Raw genomic sequence first — 17,294 nt, forward strand, 5'->3', positions numbered from 1 at the left:
TTCTCCCTTCATCGGGCAAGCCTGATTCTGAATCCCTCTCCCGCGTCATTAAGCGGAGCGATCCGGGCTTCCGGCCGGCCGGGCCGACCGCCATGCCAATACGCTCATATAGCACAGTACCCCGAACAAGCCGGATACGAGCACGACGTGCAGAAGTGCCGTTAGCAAATACCAGTCCGAGGCAAGCGTCCATACGACGGATGCTCCGCTGAATATTTGCAGAACGGTCAACAGCAGCGCCCAGTTGGATGCGGCGCGGAGCAGGCGCGAGGAGCCTTCCGGTCTCGATGCCTTATAAGCAATAATGGCTATAACGACAAATAACAATACTGCCGCGACCCGGTGGGCAAAAGCGATTCCCGTCGCCCCGTCCAGCGCGGGAACGACTTCCCCGTTGCACAGCGGCCAGCCCAGACAGCCGCCTGACGACTCGGTATGCCGGACGAAAGCGCCGACGTATACGACGATGTAGCTGTAAATAGTCGCTCCCCAAATCCACTTGCGCATGCCCGCTGTAATGTTCAACACTTCACGCGTGTTTTTGGCCGGAGCGCTGCCGGTCGGAATGGAAGCCTTGGCCCGTTGCGGCACATAAGCGCCAGTCCTAATGCCTACAGCGAGTAACAGCGATGTGGCGAAAGCTACCAGCGAGAAGCCGAAGTGAAGCGCCATAACCGCATCGGATTGAGGAAATATGACGGCAAGGGCGCCGAGAATCGCCTGCAAAACCGTAAAAAACAACGCGCCGAAAGCGAACAGCATCGCTTCCCGGCTGTGCCGCAACCATACGTAAGTCGCAACGGCCGCGCCGAGCACCAGCAATCCCACGATCCCGCTGACAAAACGATGGCTGTATTCGATCATCGATTCGATCGTATAAGCCGGTACGAATTTGCCGTTGCAGAGCGGCCAGTCCGTTCCGCAGCCATCTCCCGATCCCGTCTTGGTCACGAGCGCCCCCATCAGCAGAACGAGTCCCATCCCGATCACCGAAGCGAGCGACAATCCGTATAACCGTTTACCCATCGCGGATGCACCTTCTTTATAAGTCAATCGCGTTCCGATAAAGTCGAAAATTGCGTCAAACCAATTATAGCGATTATCTCCGGGCAAATCCATTTCGGAAATGTGAACGTCTGGGAACGGCGAGGCGTGCAAAAAAGTAGAAAGCCTTCCCGTTAAGGAAGGCTCTCTATCCGGCAGCCGCTCACGATGGCGCTACTCCTGCCATGGGAGGCGGCATTAGCGCAAGCGCTGCAAAAGGGTTGCTTTCCCCGAGCGCAAGGAGAGGGAAATCGAACGCCGTAACATACGTGGCAGAACCGGTAATCGCTGCTGACGAAGGCTTGGCCGTGACAGTCAGCGTAAGAAGCATGCCCGTATTATAAGGGAGCCCGTTAGCCAAACGGTTCAGATCGAATGTCAAGCTCCATCCGCTGCCGTCCGGATTTAGAGCGACGTTGGCCAGCGCCGTGTTCGCATAGGTCGCGCCCGTTACCGTGTTGTACACGGAAGCCGTTACCGACAAATCGTTGTCATAGGTCAGTCCGGTTACCGTCGGATAGGCAAAAGTCAGGTCGGCCTTGAAAGTCTTGTAATCCAAGCCCGATCCGATCAAGGTCATATTCAGTCCCGTGATAGCCGTCTTGGCCGCCGGTATCGTGAACGTGGCTGTCGCCGCTCCTGGGATTAGCCGTTTCGAAGACGGTGCCGCGTTGACGGTGACGACAAGCTGACGGGCGGATTCCGCAGTCGGTACCGGATCGAAGGTTATGATTTGATTTGAACTATTATAGTGCAATCCGCCGAGCACATACGGTAAGCCGTCCAATGTAGCCGATATTTGCAGATCTTCGGTCTGCACCTGGTTGGCATCGCTCAAATAATAAAGCCTAAATGAGTTCAGAGAACCGCCGGAAGTATCCGCCCCCGTTATTTTCGTCAGGATCGGACTCGTCTCCCTCAGCTGATTCCTGTCTTCAACCAATACTTCATTTTCCGATACGATCAAGTGAAGCACTTCCCAGTATCGCTCTTGTCCCAGGCCGGTCGGAACCATGTACGATTTGATCAGCGTTTCGTGAATACCGCTGCCGTCTCCGGACAGAGAGCCGACGTACACTTCGACTTTGGCGCCCGATCCTCTGAGCGAGCCTTCATTCCAGCTGTAGTTGTTCACATAGTAGTTGAATGTGCCGTATACGTTCCGGTTGACTGTCGTGACGGTGACGGTTTCCGTGCCGTTGTAATACGTATCGTCCCTGTCGAGTTTGGCGATTTCACCGTACGTGCTGGACGTGACCTTATTCGCATAATACAGGTGGAATATGCCGCCGTTGCCGTCCGGTCCGAGCAGATGAGAATCGAGATCCCTCGCCCCCGCTCCCCAAGTAAGCACGATCCGGATTTGATCGGGTTGCAGCTCCGATATGGCTGTCCATATGTAAGAATTGGTCGTGCTTCTCGATGCCGTGGCACTAAAGAGACTTTGCTCGTATCCTGCGGCTATCAATTTGACCGTGTAATCACCAACAGGCAAGTCGACGCTGAATTCTCCGGTTCCGCCGTCGACAGAGGTCGTAGCGACCACGTTACCGGTAGTATTATCCGCTCCGGCCCTGAATTCCAATGTCGCTCCGTGAAACGGGCTGTCGTTCCAATCCAGCACTCTGCCGGTCAGGCTCGACATAAACATCGCGTCGTGCAGCTTGATGCGTGAGAACCGAATCACTTTCCCTTGAGCGTCCGCTTCCGATAAGGCCAAGTACGTGTATCCGTTGGCCCCGAGAATGTCCGTACCCGGTGGCCCATAAAGCGTACTTTGGACCGTGGACCCGACGGAAGGGATGTCCGGGCTCGATGCGGTCAGCTCATAGTAGAGCTGGCTGCCGCTCTGCGGAACGTAATCGATCCGGATTGCCCCGAACTCGCTTCCGGGCTGAATTACGTAACCGGAGACCGGTTCCGGGTGTGCCGGCGGACGGATCAAGCCTAGGGCGGCTTTAAGATCGTTCCTCTTATCGGCCGTATTGCCGTCGCCGTTAAAATCCGGCACGTAGATCGACATCTGCCTTGCGATCGGCACGATATCCGCAATACTTACGGCGCCGGCTTTCACCATTATCGGCGGAAGCCGACGCGGAGCGCTGTGGATCGGCCCGGCTGTGCCGACGGCTTCCAAAATATGAACGCCTTCCGTCTGGAACGTTACCGCAACCGAATGATTCGGCCCCGAGCCCGTGCTTGAGCCGACGACTTGCGTTCCCTCCCGGATTTCAACGCCGCTCCAACCGAGCGCGGCCACCTGTACATATACCGGCTGGTTGGGCTGAACGCTAACCGTCTCCAGCGGGTACAGGAGCGCGACGGGAGGTGCCGAATCGGCGCTGGCCGCTTGAATACCGGGAATGATGGCGATACAACAAATCAGCATCATGATAAAGGCCCGATAGAAGCCACTATGTATACTTCTCTTGCTCGAATAAGGCATATGCCTCCGCTCCACCTCCTTCCAATCATTCCTATATGCATATAGTCTCATACTACCATAAGCCTTTGGAACGATACAGAAGGAATTGAACGAAATTTTATCGATTTTTGCTTATTTCTTGAAGCCGTTAGTCGCATTCCGTCGAATAGACAACTTCTCTACAGCATGTGCGACCTCAATTCGTCCAGCAGCAGCATCGATTGGTCCACAAACAAATCCCCGGCCTCCTCCTGCAGCCTGCTGTACGTTCGGAGCCTTGTTTCGTAGCCTCCCTGGCGGTACGCTTCCCGGGTGCACACGTACCCGCTGACCGATCCGTTCGTAAGCTGGTTCACGATCGTATAGGGGAATGGCGAACCTCGCTTGATTTCCAGACCGAATTCCACGAACAGTTCTGCCGGTACGCCGACGATGGCCAGATCCCCGAGTGCGATAACTTGAATTTCCGCTTCGGCACTTTCCCTTGGCGGTCTCCCGGACAGCTCCGCGATCTGCTTCGCGAACTTCACTTCCGTTGCGGGCGCCCCACCTTCGGCCGTCTGGAGAACTTGCTGCGCCTCGGCGATTTGTGCCTCTGTCGGCGTCCGAAACCGGACCGGAACATAGCCCGTCTTGACGGCGACGCTCAGCCGATCGGTGACGTCCGTTTTCTCGCGTACTTTCATCGCCTCGCCAGCCAATATGTTGCCCATTGCCGCATAGTGTCCCGGCTTCGCGGTAGGAAAGCGGCCGCTGACGTCGATATGGTTAATATCGCCGCTTGCGCCTTGCAGGAACAGGCTGACGATAGAGGGTCCCAATACCCGTTTCAGCGTACGGCTGAGCTCGCCCGGGTAATCGGCGCTGTACTCCGTTCCGCCTACGACGCAAGCATGGCACGAATAATTCGTTACGACGCCTATCGGGTTGCCTGATTCATCGTCGATGCGGACGACGACAACCTCCGGGTCGATCGGCCCGACCGGCTCGATAATATCCGGGTTGCCGACGCCGGGATTCATCCGTACGCTGCCGTCCTTCATCCGGAACCTGCGGTTAAAGGCGATATCCGCCTCGCGGCCGCGACCCCAGCCGATGCGGGCTTCCGAGCGTCGCGTGTACGCGATGACGACGGCATCCGCCGCCTTGTCCGCGAGCCACGTCAAATACGACTCGTCCACGGCGTTTACGAAGCTCGTTCGAATGGTCGGTCCCCCCGTATGCGTATGCGTCGCCGACACCATGACATGCTCCGCAGGAATTCCGGTGCTTGCGAATACCCGCTTCCTCACACTTTCGACGAGTCGCCGCGGAACATCGATCGCATCCAGCGCGACAATGGCGAAGACGGCGTCTTCCGTCTCGACTACTAGCGATTTCGCATTCAAATCGTCCTTCGTTCCCGATGCAAATCGGTCTCCGACCGAACCCGGAATCGGGCTTCCCAGCTTCGGCGTAATGACGATTTCGCTCATTCCGCATTTGAGCATCGATTTCACTTCCTTCTTTAGAGTTATGAGACTGTCGATTAACTGTTAGCGGAGCGAAAACACGCCGTTCCAAGTGAAAAGATACCTTCTTCTGCTCAGACAGTTTGTTTTAAACTCCTTGATTGATAAGGATTCAGCGGTTGGAATTTAAATCCAAAACTCGCCAGAAGGTATCCTTTTCACTTTCCACTCCTATACTCACAAATTAATCGACAGTCTCGTTACAGCAGCAAAATAAAGCCGCCAATCATCGGTACGAGCACCATCGCCGTTTTCAGCATGGAAACGGGAACACGCTTCGTAAATTTGGCGCCGACGAATGTACCGAGCATCGTGCCGCATACTACTTCCGCGAGCAGCGGAATATCGAGATGTCCCGCGTACAGAAAGCCCGCTCCCCCGGAGATCGCGATCGGAAGAATGACTAGCATCGTAGTCCCCGCGGCGTGGCGCGCCGACATGCCCATCACGGCCAATAAACCGATTTGAATGAACGGAGTGGAGCCGATGCCGAACAAACCGGACAATGTTCCCGTAACGACACCGATCCCGATTGCCTGCAGCCAAAATCTTGAGCCTTTGCGCCCCGATGCCGCGGCGGAGCCGGCAACCTTTTGCCCGGACACGATAAACATACGGAGCCACAGCGCGAAACCGGACAAAAACAACATGCCCGACGTAAACCATTTCAGCTCGTCGGACGGGATGTAGGCGGAATAGCGGGCTCCGATGACAGCACCCATCGCCCCGAAGCACCGCAGCCCCTATGCCGAGCGAAATATTGCCTTCCCGGTAATGACTGATCGTCCCCGACAAGGAGGAGAACGCCATCGCCGACAACGCCGTTCCAAGCGCGGTATGAATCGGATATCCGAAGCCAACCGTTAGGATGGCGATGATGAAGCCAGACCCGCCCGCACCTACAAACCCGAGGAGAAGTCCGACGGCGAATAGGGTCGCTACAATCTCTACAGTCATCGTCGTTCCTTTCCTGGAGCTCTTTTACGTTAATTAAACCACCGTTCGAACCATGTGTCTAATGTATAATTCTTATGATTTTAATGATAAAATGTAATCGATTAGTCGGATCGGAGGGAATCAAGATGGAATGGCAGCAGCTCGAATATTTCCATACGATCGCCAAGGTGGAGCATTTTACGCGGGCGGCGGAGCTGCTTTCCGTATCGCAATCGGCGCTGAGCCGCTCGATCTCGAAGCTGGAGGAGGAGCTGGGCGTCAAGCTGTTCGAGCGGAAAGGCCGGGGAGTCGTGCTCAACCGGTACGGACGGGAGTTTTATGCCAAAACGTCGCGAAGCTTGCAGGAGCTGGCGCAGGCGAAGCAGGAAATGATCGATCTGCTCGATCCCGAGCACGGCACCGTTTCGCTTGCTTTTCTGAAATCGCTCGGGGCGTCGTTCGTTCCGAATATGGTCAGCGCCTTTCTGGGTCGTTACCCGCGAGTACATTTTCAGCTTTTTCAGAATGCCACCGCGGTTATGCTGGATCAACTGGAAGCCGGCGACATCGACTTTTGTTTGTCCATGGTAACGGAATCGGGCCCGGCTGTCGAATGGCAGCCGTTATGGACGGAGGAATTATACGCCTTCTTGCCCGCCGGTCACGAACTGGCGAACCGCTCTCGCATATCGTTGCAAGAGCTTGCCGACAGCCAAGTGATCGCCTTGAAGCAAGGCTACGGTACCCGGACGATTATGGACCGGTTGTACAGGCAAGCTGGCATAACGCCCCGGATCTTGTTCGAAGGGGAGGAAGTCGTGACCTTGATGGGATTTGTCAGAGCGAAGCTCGGGGTTACTTTGCTTCCCGATATTAAAGGCGTGGACATGGAGGGAATTGTTCGCTTGAGCGTTAACGAGCCGGACTGCCGCAGGACGATCGGACTCGCTTGGAACAAGAACAGCTACCTGTCTCCCGTCGCCAAACGTTTCCGGCATTATCTTGCCGAGTACGCGGCGGGAATGGAAGGGAAAGCGGAGACATTGACCGGCCCCAGTTAGTGCAACGAAAATGGATCGCTGCGATGCGCATGCCCGATCGTAATGGAAATTGCGGTCTTTCCGACTCTTATTTGACGCTTGCTTCGCTCGTTTCCCGAAATAAGAGTCGCCAGCAAGGGTTGCAAACCACTCTTATTTTCGAAAAACAAAAGCCTTACCTGTCTCTACGTCAGGCAAGGCTTGTTTGCTATGTTGCGGCTGCGAGCGGCTTATTTCGCCGAAGCTTTGCTCGCCTCCACCACTTGATCGAGAAATTGCTCGATTTCTTCCCGCGTTTTGCGCAGCTTGCTGACGAATCGTCCGAGCTCCTCGCTCTTGCGGAAGCCGATAAAGCTCGGAATGCCGAGGATGTTGTACGTCTCGCACAAATCGGGCAGCTCGTCGCGGTCGAGCTGGATGAAAGTGAGGCGGTCGGCATACGCCTTCTCCACATCCGGCATAAACGGTTCGATATAATGGCAGTCTTTGCACCAAGTCGTCTTGAATACGGCAATCGTCGGTTTATCTTGGGAGATCGCCTCGTAGAAAGCTTGTTCCGTTTTGATCGGTTCCATTATGCTGCACCTCCGTCCGACCCGATAGCAAGGGCCGGTTTTTAAAGCCTGTTATAGCACGCAGCGCCTTGAATGTCAATGCATGCCGGGTCGTGAACAGTTATGGGAAACATTACATGCAAGTTATGTTTTACATTTTATAGAAAAAGTGATATCATACTAATATCAAAACAAAATCACCCCACAACAAAGGAGACTTGCATATGAGCGAGAAAAAAACTTGGCACGTAAACGGGTTTATCGGCATCTTATTCATCTTCGGCCTGGCCGCCTTGGCCGTCTATTCCTTCGTACAGGAGCGCCCCGTTATCGGCGTGCCGCTGATCGTTGTCGCCGTATTGCTGCTCAGCTCGATTACGGTCATCCAACCGAATCAATCGAATGTGATCACGTTCTTCGGCAAATATATGGGTACGGTCCGGGATGGCGGCTTCTGGCTCGTCACACCGCTGAGCAGCCGTCGCAAAGTATCGCTGCGGGTGCGCAACTTCAACAGCGTCAAATTGAAAGTAAACGATATCGACGGCAACCCGATCGAGATCGCCGCGGTCGTCGTATTCCGCGTAATCGATACGGCGAAGGCGCTGTTCGACGTGGAGAACTATGAGCAATTCGTGGAAATCCAAAGCGAGACCGCCCTGCGTCACGTGGCCAGCAAATATCCGTACGACAACCTCGACGGCGGCGGTTATTCGCTTCGCGGTAATACGGAGGAAGTCGCGGCGGAGCTGGCCAAAGAGCTGCAAAGCCGCCTTTCGGTAGCCGGAGTCGAAGTGATCGAAGCGCGTCTGACACACCTCGCTTATTCCACCGAGATCGCAAGCGCGATGCTTCAGCGCCAGCAAGCGTCCGCTATTATTTCGGCGCGGGAGAAAATCGTGGAAGGTGCCGTCGGCATGGTCCAAGCGGCGATCGCCCAGCTGGAGAAGGACGGTCTGCACCTGGATGAGGAGCGGAAAGCCGCGATGATCAACAATCTGATGGTGTCCATCGTGTCCGACCGGTCCGCGCAGCCCGTCGTCAACGCAGGCTCGCTCTATTGACGGTGCGCCATGTCCGGTAAAAAAAGCTTTCCGCTGCGGATCGATCCCAAGCTGTACGAAATATTGGAACGTTGGGCTGCCGACGAGTTCCGCAGCGTCAATTCTCACTTGGAATATTTGCTGCGGGAATCCGCTCACCGGGCCGGGCGGCTTCCCGGCGGACGCCAGCCGCCTCCGGCCCCTCCTACTTCGGACGAATAAAAGCGCAGCCCCTCGGGGCTGCGCCAGGCTGTTGAGAAAGTCGAAATGAGAAGATTGAAATACAAAAAGGAGGCAGGGAGATGTGCGTAAAGCGTAGCGTCTGACTTTAAAATCGGGTTGTACCCGCTAAAATTCAAAAAAACAACTTGATTTTAACGGAAGTGGAGCGCATTCCCCCACCTCTTGCCTTCATAGCTTCCTCTCTTTGCAGACTTTCTCAGTAGCCTAAAGCGCAGCCCTCCGGGCTGCGCTTTTATTCGTCCTTCACCTCACGATTTTATCGATCAGCCCATAAGCGAGCGCCTCTTCCGCCGTGAAAAATTTGTCCCGATCCGTGTCGCGCTCGATTTTCTCGAGCGGCTGGCCGGTCCGCTCCGCCAAAATCGAATTCATGACCGCCCGGGTCCTCATGATCCAATCCGCGCGGATCTTGATATCGGCCGCCTGGCCTTGCGTTCCGCCCCACGGTTGGTGAATCATCACCTCCGCGTTCGGTAGCGCCGACCGCTTTCCTTTGGCACCGCCCACCAGAATGATAGACCCTGCCGAAGCGGCCATTCCGACGCATATCGTTGCTACATCGGGCTTGATGAACTGCATCGTATCGTAGATCGCCATACAAGCCGTAGTCGAGCCTCCCGGCGAATTGATGTAGAGGCTGATGTCTTTCTCCGGATCGTCGGCGGCCAGGAACAACAGCTGCGCGACGATCGCATTGGCCATCTGGTCGTTGAATTCGGTACCCACAAAGATGATGCGGTCTTTCAGCAAACGCGAATAAATATCGTAGGACCGCTCCCCGCGGCTGCTTTGCTCGATGACGACCGGTACGTAATGGCTCATGGTTCCACCTCCTGTATATGTTGAACGGTATCGATTAAGGAACTTTAACGGAATATCGTACCTGCTCTCTGACGACCGGGACTTGCCGGTTCAAAGCCCCGGTCGTCAGTCAGGGCGATAATTCCGTTAAAGTTCCTAAGCCGCCATACGCGGCGAAGCGGAAGAAGAAGCGCCGCCGGCATTCCGCGCCCAAAATCCGGAGCCGACATAAATGACCGAACCCGCTTCCCCGGAGCGCCCCGGCAAAGAGCGCGATACGACCGCGGCCTCGCTGTCCGTTCCGGCGGCATTCGGTCCGAATGGGACGACGTTCCCCCGCTCCACGCCGGTTCCGCTTGTACCGCTATCACCGGATACGGACGTTTTCCATACGACTACGGCTTGCTCGTCGTTTTTCGCGTTTTCCATTCGAATCAATCCTCACCTTCGTCAATTTGCGGATATACCGCTGCCAGCACCTCATACGAGCAGGATTGCCCGGACTTGGCGTCCGCTGCCATTTTGCCGCCCGATCCGCCGTACTTCTCCGTCAACAAACGAAGCGCCTCCATGTACTCCTGTACGAAGGACTGCCGCTCCTCCTCGCCGGCGAGATGAACTGTCGCCGAGAGCGTCGCGCTGTGTACCGTCTCTCCCGCCTCCGTCCGCTCCATCAGCCGGATCGCGTCCCGCTTCATCTTCTCGGAAGAGTGAACGAGATGAGACAACGAGCCGTCCTCCTTCATCCGCCTGACCGTCTCCGGCTCGAACCCGAGCGCATCCGACAGCACGAATGATTTGGCAATCGCCTGATACAGCACCTCGACGAGGTTGCGTACTTGTCTCGAGCCCGTTTTGCGCACAAGCCCGACCTTCTCCAGCGCCTTTAAATGATAATTGATTTTTTGCGGCGTCTCCTGCATCAATCTGCCTACCTCGGCGGCCGATACGGGCTTCCGCATATGCGCCAATATTTGGGCGCGAAGCGGATTCAGCAAGACGACGGCCTGCTCGGGATCGTGGACGACAACCATTTCCAAAGGCTCTTGAACGTTCATCGGAATCTCCATATACAATTTATTGTTTACGTAAAAATATATTATTACGTAAATGATCTTTTGTCAATGGAATACAAATGATACCTCCGCTTCGAATTATTACTGGGGGACAAAAGAATCTCCGTCCCCGCCTCGGTTAAGATCTTGAGGTGGTTTCGGAGATTCTTTTCGTTATAAACTTCCTCTTACTCGTTGCCTTGGTCGGCTCCGTTATTCACGAACGTGTTGCCCAATCCCGAAAGAAAGTTCGTGCCTTTTTCCCCGTAGGTCACCACTCCGTATTCTTTGTTGTTGCGAATAGCGGAATCCTTGATGGCCGGACCCAGATCGGCTGAGAAATAGACGCCGCGTTTGGCATACTCGATGACGGTATGCTGCAGTTTTACATTTTTGCCGACGGCACTGTTTCCAAAGTGAATGCCTTCCCAGGCGCCTGCGCGTCCCAGATCGGACGTAAACTGAACGGGTTTATCCTTCGAGCCGACCGCGACGAGGCCCCCGCGCTCTCTCCCGCCGACATATAATCCCGTATCGGCATTCCACATGATAACGACTCCCGGTTCGATCGTTAACACCGGAGCGGCAGGGCCGTCAACAGTTAAAGAACGTGCCGCTTGATACGGAATACCTATATTTCGCCATATCGTATTGCTTGTGATCGTTTCAATCGAATTGGTGGATTCGATGAGAATGGCATCCGATTCGTTGCCTTTATACTCGCCGTCCGGCAAATTGTGCGTACCGGATATCCCGGTTATAATCGGCGTACCGCCGCCATCTTCGGACGACTTGGTGCCAATAATGCGAACCTTCCCGCTATCTTTTGCAAGCCGCGAGTTCCCTTGCAAATAAAGCCCGGTATACAGACTGTTTTTGATTTCTACGTCCAGCAACTTCAGTTCGATCGCCTGCGCCTCGCTTTCGACGGCAACCGCCCCGAACGGACCGCCGGCATATTCGATGCGCGCATGCTCCATGTAAGCTTTGCCCTTTACGGTCTGCTCGTAATAACGAACGCCCTGCCAGAAGCCCGGTTGAGCGCCTGCAGTATCCGCTGTCAGGGTAGCGGGGTTATTCTCTTTGCCTTCGATGACGAAGCCGCCTGGAGCCGTGGTTCCAACCGATATGGATGCACCGTTCTCGAAACGGACGACCGCGCCCGCTTCAATCGTTAGCACGGGGCTATCCTTGCCCGCTACGATGAAATCTCCTTTCACGAAGTGCGGACTGCCGCAAACGCCCCACGTTTCCCCGCCGGGCTTGATCGCCCCCTGATGAACTTGCCCTCCCGACACCGCGCATCCGCTGCCCGTTTTAACCACGGCTGTCTCCCGTTCGGCGTCGAAAGTCACCTGTGATCCCAGCGCTTCGGAAACGAAGCGAAGCGGCACATAAGTGCTGCTGTTGATCAGCATTGGAGGCACATCCAGCGTAACATTGCGGCCTCCCGCCGTTGCCTCCGTTCGATCTACCCACAGTTTGATGATTGTAGTCCCCTTGGTCGCCGTTACCGAACGTTCTTCCCCGTTCCATTCAATTGTGGCATTTAGCCGTTCAAAGATCGCTCTTAGCGGAACCATCGTTCTTCCGTCCACCAAATAGGCGGTTGCGTCCAGTTTCGCACTATCCACTTCCACTGCAACAGCCCTCGGCGTATCGGCATTTTCAGCAGCCGAGCCTATAGACGCCGCAGCCTGTATAGTCACCGTAGCCGCAATCAGCGCTGAAATCGTCATTTTTTTCAAAAAGCCTTTCATTGCTTGTTCTCCTCCAATATTTCCTTTTTTAAGCTTTTTCTTATTGAGGAATGACCCCGCCGGCTATACGGTCGCCCGAATTCCCTGCCGGATCGGTAATGCCGTCGTCTTCGGCGGCATGGATGATGACGGAACGTCCGAGAAGCGATTTCCCGGAATCTTTGTCGAGAGTGGCGCCTTCGATGTTGGCTTTCAAGCTCGCTTTGCCCTCTGCATTCGCCATTAGATTGTCCAAATCTCCCAAGTGGTGGCCTTCCCGATGATCATGGCCGTGCTTCTTGCCGTCCGGATTGAAATGGCCTCCGGCCGTCTTGAAATCGTTGCCCTCGAACGCCTTCTCATGAATGTGGAAGCCGTGTTTGCCCGGTGCGAGTCCGGACACCTCGATTTCAATCGTTACTCCCCCGGAATAAGGGGTCAGTGTGGCGATCCCGATCTCTTTGCCGGTTGCGTCATAGATGACGACGGAAGGCTTGCCGATGGAGACGGCTCCCGCCTTTTCGTCCCAATAAATGTTTTGCCCGGTCAGCTCGGTTGCTTGGCGGAGAGGAACATACGTGCTCCCGTTGTATAGAATGGATTGCGACGGTTTGCTTTGTCCGTTAACAAAAAATTTCAAGGAATCGAGACTTGCTTCGATTTGGGTCATAGGTGAAGCGGCTTGGGCAAGACCGGCGAAGAACACCGCGCCGCATAGAAAACCGGAAACACCCCATTTGAAGGAAGATGGTATTCGTTTCATTCATGACAGCTCCTTTTGCTCGGGAATAAACCTCTCACGATAATAGTAGAAAAGCGACGGTCATTCTCCTAGTGACTACGGTAATGCGAACGGTCATGATACTCGAGAATCATATTCCACGCGGCGGATTTTTCTATATAATCAAGTTAATCAGCTTTTAGAGAAAGAAGGGTGCACAATGCCGCACATTCGAATCGTCATTGCCGACGATCAAATCTTAATGCGCGATGGATTGCAAACCATTATAAGCCTGGAGAAAGATATGGAAGTTGTGGCCGTGGCGAGCAACGGAGAGCAGGCGGTGGAGCTTGTCCGGGACACCCGTCCGGATCTGGTGCTTATGGATGTGCAGATGCCCGTTGTTGACGGCATCGAGGCTACTCGGCGCATTCTTGCCGATTTTCCGGAAACCAAAGTGATCATGCTGACAACGTTTGATGAGGAAGAATATATTATCGACAGTCTCAATCAGGGAGCAAGCGGTTTTTTGCTGAAAGACCTGCAGGCAGACAAACTGATCGAAGCCGTCCGCGACGCCGTGGCAGGGCAACTGATGCTGCCCGGTTCGGTTGCAAGCAAGCTGGCCGCGCGGATATCGTTCCTTACTGCGGGTTCGCAGAAGCCTACCCATACCGGGCGACTGAAAAAAGAGGGCATCTCCTTCACGGATAGGGAGAAGCACATCATTCAGCTGCTGCTGGAGGGCAAGACCAACAAAGAAATCGCAAAGACGTTGTTTATGAGCGAAGGTACGGTGAAAAATTACGTCAGCGTCATTTACCAAAAAATCGGCACCAGCGACCGCGTCAAAGCCATTATGTGCCTGAAGGAGCTGTTCGCCTGATGAACCGCGCGCTCCGTTATGCGGCGTATGGGCCCCTTCTCGTTTTGATCATCGCGGTTCTTGTATCGGCATTGCGCAATCCGATTGCGAGTCAAACGGCTTTTCTCAACTTGTCGGCAATGAATGGCATTGGCTGGGAAATCCGCGTCGGCGATATTCCTGTCCGGGCTGCGGGCAGCAGCGGCGGCTGGCAACCGATCGGCATTTTGAACGAGCCTTCACTGGACACTTCTATCAAGGAAGATTACAACGGCTACTACTGGCTGCGGGCGAAATTGCCCGGAGAGATGAAGCTGAGGGATCCGCAGCTATTCGTTCAGGGTTACAACCACGTCCAGCTGTTTGTGGAAACCCGGATGATCTATGACTTTAATATGGATCCGATGGATTTCAAGGTAAGCAAATTCTTGCACTGGGGGTTTGCGCCGCTTGAACCTTCCGATGCTGGTTCCATGCTCTACATCCGGGTGCTCCAGAACGATTCCGATCCGCTGGCCGGCACTTTTCTATTGGGAGAAAAAGGACAGTTTTATGAAAATATGATAGCCCGTGACATGGTCCGGGTGATCTTCTGCATCATGTTCCTGCATATATCCGTAACGGCTTTCCTGGTCTGGGCCAAACGTCCGAAGATGATGTTGTTTTTGTATTTCGGTATTTTAACGGCTTGTGCCGCCTACGGAAGCATCGGGAGGGCACAGCTGCTGCTGCATGTTACCGGTTCTCCGCTGCTGGTTTATCTACAGAATGTGGCGGTTCCTCTCGGAGCGTTCGCGCTGTTCGGCTTCTTATCCGAGGTGTATAAGGGAAAGTTCCGCACCTTTAATCAAATCTCGGCATGGTTCAATCTGATTGTCGCGGTTGCGGCCGGAATATCCGCATTTGTGGATGATGGAACCTATGATTGGATTATAGAAAAAGGGTTTTTGTTGACAGCGCTGCTCTTGATGCCGGCCGCGATCGGTATCCTCGTCCGGAGCTACGTACGGGAACGCGACCGCGATACATTCTGGATTCTGCTCGGATGCTCCCTGTTCGTGCTATTTGCCCTTCTCCACTATGTCCAAGTGAATGTATTTCCTTACGATGAAGTGCTGATCCAGTATATCCCGGCTGCATTCTATTTCAGTGAAACGCAGATTGTGTTCGGCGCGATGCTCTTCGTGCTGTGTCTTGAAGCCGTGTTTATTTTTCGGTTCGACGAAACGCATCGGAAAGTCCGGTTATACGCGGAGGAGCTGGAGCGGAAGAACGAGAAGCTTCTAGAGCTGGACCGGCTGAAGGATGACTTTCTTGCAAGGACCTCTCACGAGCTTCGCACGCCTTTGTACGGTATGGTGGGGATGGCGGAAGCTTTGCTGGAGAAGAGAAACGGTTATTCCGAACCGGAGCTGGATCGCAGGCTTTCCGTCATGATCGCCAGCGGTCGCCGTCTGACTCGGCTCATCAACGATATTCTCGACCATTCCAAAATCAAGCATCATGATCTGTCGCTGCACAAGAAGCCGGTGGATGTCCGCCAAGTTGTCGAGCTCGCAATGGCGCTGCTGGAAGAACAGGCGAACGGAAAGGGGATCGCTCTTGTCCATACGGTGTCGGCCCAATTGCCGCCAGTTGCTGCGGACGAAGACCGGCTTGAGCAAATTTTCTTCAACTTGATCGGCAATGCGATCAAATTTACGATACAGGGGAAAGTGGAAGTAAGCGCGGAGGCGCGCGGCAATCTGTTGTTGGTAACCGTGGCGGATACCGGCGAAGGTATAGCTACGGAGGAGCTGGAGACGGTGTTTGACCCGTTCGTTCAAGCCGCGGCTGTCAGGCAAGCCGGTTATGCCGGAACAGGATTGGGATTGACCGTGAGCAAGCAGCTCATTGAACTGCACGGCGGGAACATCGAGCTGCAATCCGAACCGGGGGCGGGTACGGCATTTCATTTCTCGCTTCCGTTCTGGGAAGCTGCCGAGTCATCGGATTCAACAGCTGAAGTTGCCGCTTCAAGCGGCCATAGGCCCGTCCCGGAATCCCGGATTGCCGGCCCAAGTTACCGGGCCGCGGAGGACGGCGAGAGCGAAGAGAGGGATGCGGCCATACCCACGATTGTCGTTGTGGACGACGAACCGATCAATTTGGATGTCCTCGCCTCGCATCTGGAGCCGGAATACAAAGTGATCCGAATGCCGGGAGCCGCCGAAGCCTTACAATGGTTGGAAGAGCATCGAATAAAACCGCCGGAGCTTGTCATTACCGATATCATGATGCCGAAGATGAGCGGGTACGAGCTGTGCAAGCGTATCCGGACTTCATACCGCGATTCGGAAATCCCGGTTATTCTGTTAAGCGCGAAAAGCTTGTCCGAGGATATGGACCATGTGCTGCAAGCCGGCGTCAACGATTTTCTGACGAAACCCGTCTCCAGACTGGAATTGCTAACCCGTGTGCGGCTGCATTTGAGGGTAAGGAGCCTTACTCTTTCTCTGGAGGGAGAAGTGAGGGAACGCACCGAAGAGCTTGAAGAGACGAACCGGCAACTGCAGCTATCGATGCAGGAAACGCTTCAGGCAATGGAAGAAGTGGCGATTCTGGAGGAACGCAACCGCATCACCCACCGCATCCACGATACGGTCGGCCATACGCTGACCGCTTCCATTATGCAGCTCGAAGCCGTAAAAAGGCTGTTGGCAAGCGACACGGCCGCCGCTCTCCAGAAGCTTGTAAATGCGCAGGAAGTGCTGCGCGAAGGACTGGACAGCATCCGCCGCTTCCTTAGGAAGCTGAAGGAAGACGAGATGAAGAACGATCTGACGGAATCGTTATTGCAATTGATCCATACTACCCGGGAAACCGCAGAAGTTGAAATCGATGCGCATATCGGTTCGCTGCCCCTGCTAAGCGGACTACACAAAAAAGTCATTTTTCAGGCGCTGCAGGAGGGCTTGACGAACGGGATGAAGCACGGGGGAAGGACCTTCCAATTTACGTTGCTCTGCCACGAGAAAGTATTGGACTTTTCCCTGAAAAACAACGGGGCTCCCTATACTCCGGGTTCGTTCGGTATCGGGCTTGCGGCCATCCGTGAGCGTACCGCACACCTGGGCGGCACGTTGAAAATTTCGAGCGCTTTGCCGGACTGGGGCTGCGATTTGAAGATCAGGATTCCGGTGAACGGGAAGCATCAGACGATTTGATACGCCAAGCTGGCACAAAAAAAGAGACCCGCAAGCAACGGGCCGCGGGTCTTTCCAAAATTTATATTCAAAAAGGGGGTCGACTTTTATTATAGCCGGCTTACATTAAGG

General features: G+C 54.6%; 14 protein-coding genes and 1 pseudogene. 5 read left to right on the top strand and 10 right to left on the bottom strand.

The window, feature by feature from the left end:
- Window positions 1-48 precede the first annotated feature (48 nt).
- The 4 genes and pseudogenes from FE783_RS22045 to FE783_RS22060 form a co-directional block, all read right to left on the bottom strand.
- A complete protein-coding gene (locus FE783_RS22045; RefSeq protein ID WP_138881563.1) occupies window positions 49-1,026 on the bottom strand; it encodes a COX15/CtaA family protein in 978 nt (325 codons plus the stop codon).
- Window positions 1,027-1,207: 181 nt separating this feature from the next.
- Window positions 1,208-3,436, bottom strand: coding sequence for a hypothetical protein (locus tag FE783_RS22050; RefSeq protein ID WP_138881564.1), 2,229 nt, complete (start codon window positions 3,434-3,436; stop codon window positions 1,208-1,210).
- 212 nt (window positions 3,437-3,648) lie between these two features.
- Complete coding sequence (locus FE783_RS22055; protein WP_138881565.1) at window positions 3,649-4,959, bottom strand: hypothetical protein; 1,311 nt, start codon at window positions 4,957-4,959, stop codon at window positions 3,649-3,651.
- 221 nt (window positions 4,960-5,180) lie between these two features.
- Window positions 5,181-5,937, bottom strand: a pseudogene (locus tag FE783_RS22060) (sulfite exporter TauE/SafE family protein).
- Window positions 5,938-6,062: 125 nt separating this feature from the next.
- On the opposite strand from FE783_RS22060, the gene FE783_RS22065 reads away from it, so the two are divergent.
- Entirely contained in the window at window positions 6,063-6,977 is a 915-nt protein-coding gene (locus tag FE783_RS22065) for a LysR family transcriptional regulator (RefSeq protein WP_138881566.1), read from the top strand.
- A gap of 209 nt (window positions 6,978-7,186) precedes the next feature.
- On the opposite strand, the gene FE783_RS22070 is transcribed toward FE783_RS22065, so the two are convergent.
- Complete coding sequence (locus FE783_RS22070) at window positions 7,187-7,531, bottom strand: thioredoxin family protein (protein WP_138881567.1); 345 nt, start codon at window positions 7,529-7,531, stop codon at window positions 7,187-7,189.
- A gap of 203 nt (window positions 7,532-7,734) precedes the next feature.
- Here FE783_RS22070 and FE783_RS22075 point away from each other — a divergent pair, with 203 nt between their 5' ends.
- Both FE783_RS22075 and FE783_RS22080 read left to right on the top strand, forming a co-directional pair.
- The gene (locus FE783_RS22075) at window positions 7,735-8,574 is read left to right on the top strand and encodes an SPFH domain-containing protein (protein WP_138881568.1); all 840 of its coding nucleotides are present in this window, start codon (window positions 7,735-7,737) and stop codon (window positions 8,572-8,574) included.
- A gap of 9 nt (window positions 8,575-8,583) precedes the next feature.
- Window positions 8,584-8,775, top strand: a complete 192-nt coding sequence (locus FE783_RS22080; protein WP_138881569.1) for a type II toxin-antitoxin system antitoxin — start codon at window positions 8,584-8,586, stop codon at window positions 8,773-8,775.
- Between the two features lie 264 nt (window positions 8,776-9,039).
- On the opposite strand, the gene clpP is transcribed toward FE783_RS22080, so the two are convergent.
- From clpP to FE783_RS22105, 5 genes are all read right to left on the bottom strand, one after another.
- Window positions 9,040-9,618 (bottom strand): ATP-dependent Clp endopeptidase proteolytic subunit ClpP, encoded by a 579-nt coding sequence (gene clpP / locus FE783_RS22085; RefSeq protein WP_138881570.1) that lies wholly within the window; start codon window positions 9,616-9,618, stop codon window positions 9,040-9,042.
- 135 nt (window positions 9,619-9,753) lie between these two features.
- A complete protein-coding gene (locus FE783_RS22090) occupies window positions 9,754-10,026 on the bottom strand; it encodes a hypothetical protein (RefSeq protein ID WP_138881571.1) in 273 nt (90 codons plus the stop codon).
- Window positions 10,027-10,031: 5 nt separating this feature from the next.
- A complete protein-coding gene (locus tag FE783_RS22095; protein ID WP_138881572.1) occupies window positions 10,032-10,655 on the bottom strand; it encodes a winged helix-turn-helix domain-containing protein in 624 nt (207 codons plus the stop codon).
- A 185-nt stretch (window positions 10,656-10,840) separates the two neighbouring features.
- Window positions 10,841-12,412, bottom strand: a complete 1,572-nt coding sequence (locus FE783_RS22100) for a copper amine oxidase N-terminal domain-containing protein (protein WP_138881573.1) — start codon at window positions 12,410-12,412, stop codon at window positions 10,841-10,843.
- Window positions 12,413-12,452: 40 nt separating this feature from the next.
- Complete coding sequence (locus FE783_RS22105; protein ID WP_138881574.1) at window positions 12,453-13,154, bottom strand: superoxide dismutase family protein; 702 nt, start codon at window positions 13,152-13,154, stop codon at window positions 12,453-12,455.
- Window positions 13,155-13,332: 178 nt separating this feature from the next.
- Here FE783_RS22105 and FE783_RS22110 point away from each other — a divergent pair, with 178 nt between their 5' ends.
- Entirely contained in the window at window positions 13,333-13,998 is a 666-nt protein-coding gene (locus FE783_RS22110; RefSeq protein ID WP_138881575.1) for a response regulator transcription factor, read from the top strand.
- Window positions 13,998-17,183 carry an ATP-binding protein gene (locus FE783_RS22115; RefSeq protein ID WP_138881576.1) on the top strand — a complete coding sequence of 1,062 codons (3,186 nt, stop codon included), beginning with the start codon at window positions 13,998-14,000 and terminating at the stop codon, window positions 17,181-17,183. Before FE783_RS22110 ends, FE783_RS22115 begins: the two co-directional genes overlap by 1 nt.
- Window positions 17,184-17,294: the final 111 nt, after the last annotated feature.

It is taken from the genome of Paenibacillus mesophilus (genome assembly GCF_005938385.1).
Taxonomy (GTDB): domain Bacteria; phylum Bacillota; class Bacilli; order Paenibacillales; family NBRC-103111; genus Paenibacillus_AB; species Paenibacillus_AB mesophilus.

Excerpts from the sequence above, each read along its gene's own strand:
- FE783_RS22090 (WP_138881571.1), bottom strand. The coding sequence starts at position 10,026 with ATGGAAAACGCGAAAAACGACGAGCAAGCCGTAGTCGTATGGAAAACG.
- FE783_RS22065 (WP_138881566.1), top strand. The coding sequence starts at position 6,063 with ATGGAATGGCAGCAGCTCGAATATTTCCATACGATCGCCAAGGTGGAG.
- FE783_RS22105 (WP_138881574.1), bottom strand. The coding sequence starts at position 13,154 with ATGAAACGAATACCATCTTCCTTCAAATGGGGTGTTTCCGGTTTTCTA.
- FE783_RS22075 (WP_138881568.1), top strand. The coding sequence starts at position 7,735 with ATGAGCGAGAAAAAAACTTGGCACGTAAACGGGTTTATCGGCATCTTA.
- FE783_RS22055 (WP_138881565.1), bottom strand. The coding sequence starts at position 4,959 with ATGCTCAAATGCGGAATGAGCGAAATCGTCATTACGCCGAAGCTGGGA.
- FE783_RS22045 (WP_138881563.1), bottom strand. The coding sequence starts at position 1,026 with ATGGGTAAACGGTTATACGGATTGTCGCTCGCTTCGGTGATCGGGATG.
- FE783_RS22100 (WP_138881573.1), bottom strand. The coding sequence starts at position 12,412 with ATGAAAGGCTTTTTGAAAAAAATGACGATTTCAGCGCTGATTGCGGCT.
- FE783_RS22110 (WP_138881575.1), top strand. The coding sequence starts at position 13,333 with ATGCCGCACATTCGAATCGTCATTGCCGACGATCAAATCTTAATGCGC.
- FE783_RS22050 (WP_138881564.1), bottom strand. The coding sequence starts at position 3,436 with ATGATGCTGATTTGTTGTATCGCCATCATTCCCGGTATTCAAGCGGCC.
- clpP (WP_138881570.1), bottom strand. The coding sequence starts at position 9,618 with ATGAGCCATTACGTACCGGTCGTCATCGAGCAAAGCAGCCGCGGGGAG.
- FE783_RS22095 (WP_138881572.1), bottom strand. The coding sequence starts at position 10,655 with ATGAACGTTCAAGAGCCTTTGGAAATGGTTGTCGTCCACGATCCCGAG.
- FE783_RS22080 (WP_138881569.1), top strand. The coding sequence starts at position 8,584 with ATGTCCGGTAAAAAAAGCTTTCCGCTGCGGATCGATCCCAAGCTGTAC.
- FE783_RS22070 (WP_138881567.1), bottom strand. The coding sequence starts at position 7,531 with ATGGAACCGATCAAAACGGAACAAGCTTTCTACGAGGCGATCTCCCAA.
- FE783_RS22115 (WP_138881576.1), top strand. The coding sequence starts at position 13,998 with ATGAACCGCGCGCTCCGTTATGCGGCGTATGGGCCCCTTCTCGTTTTG.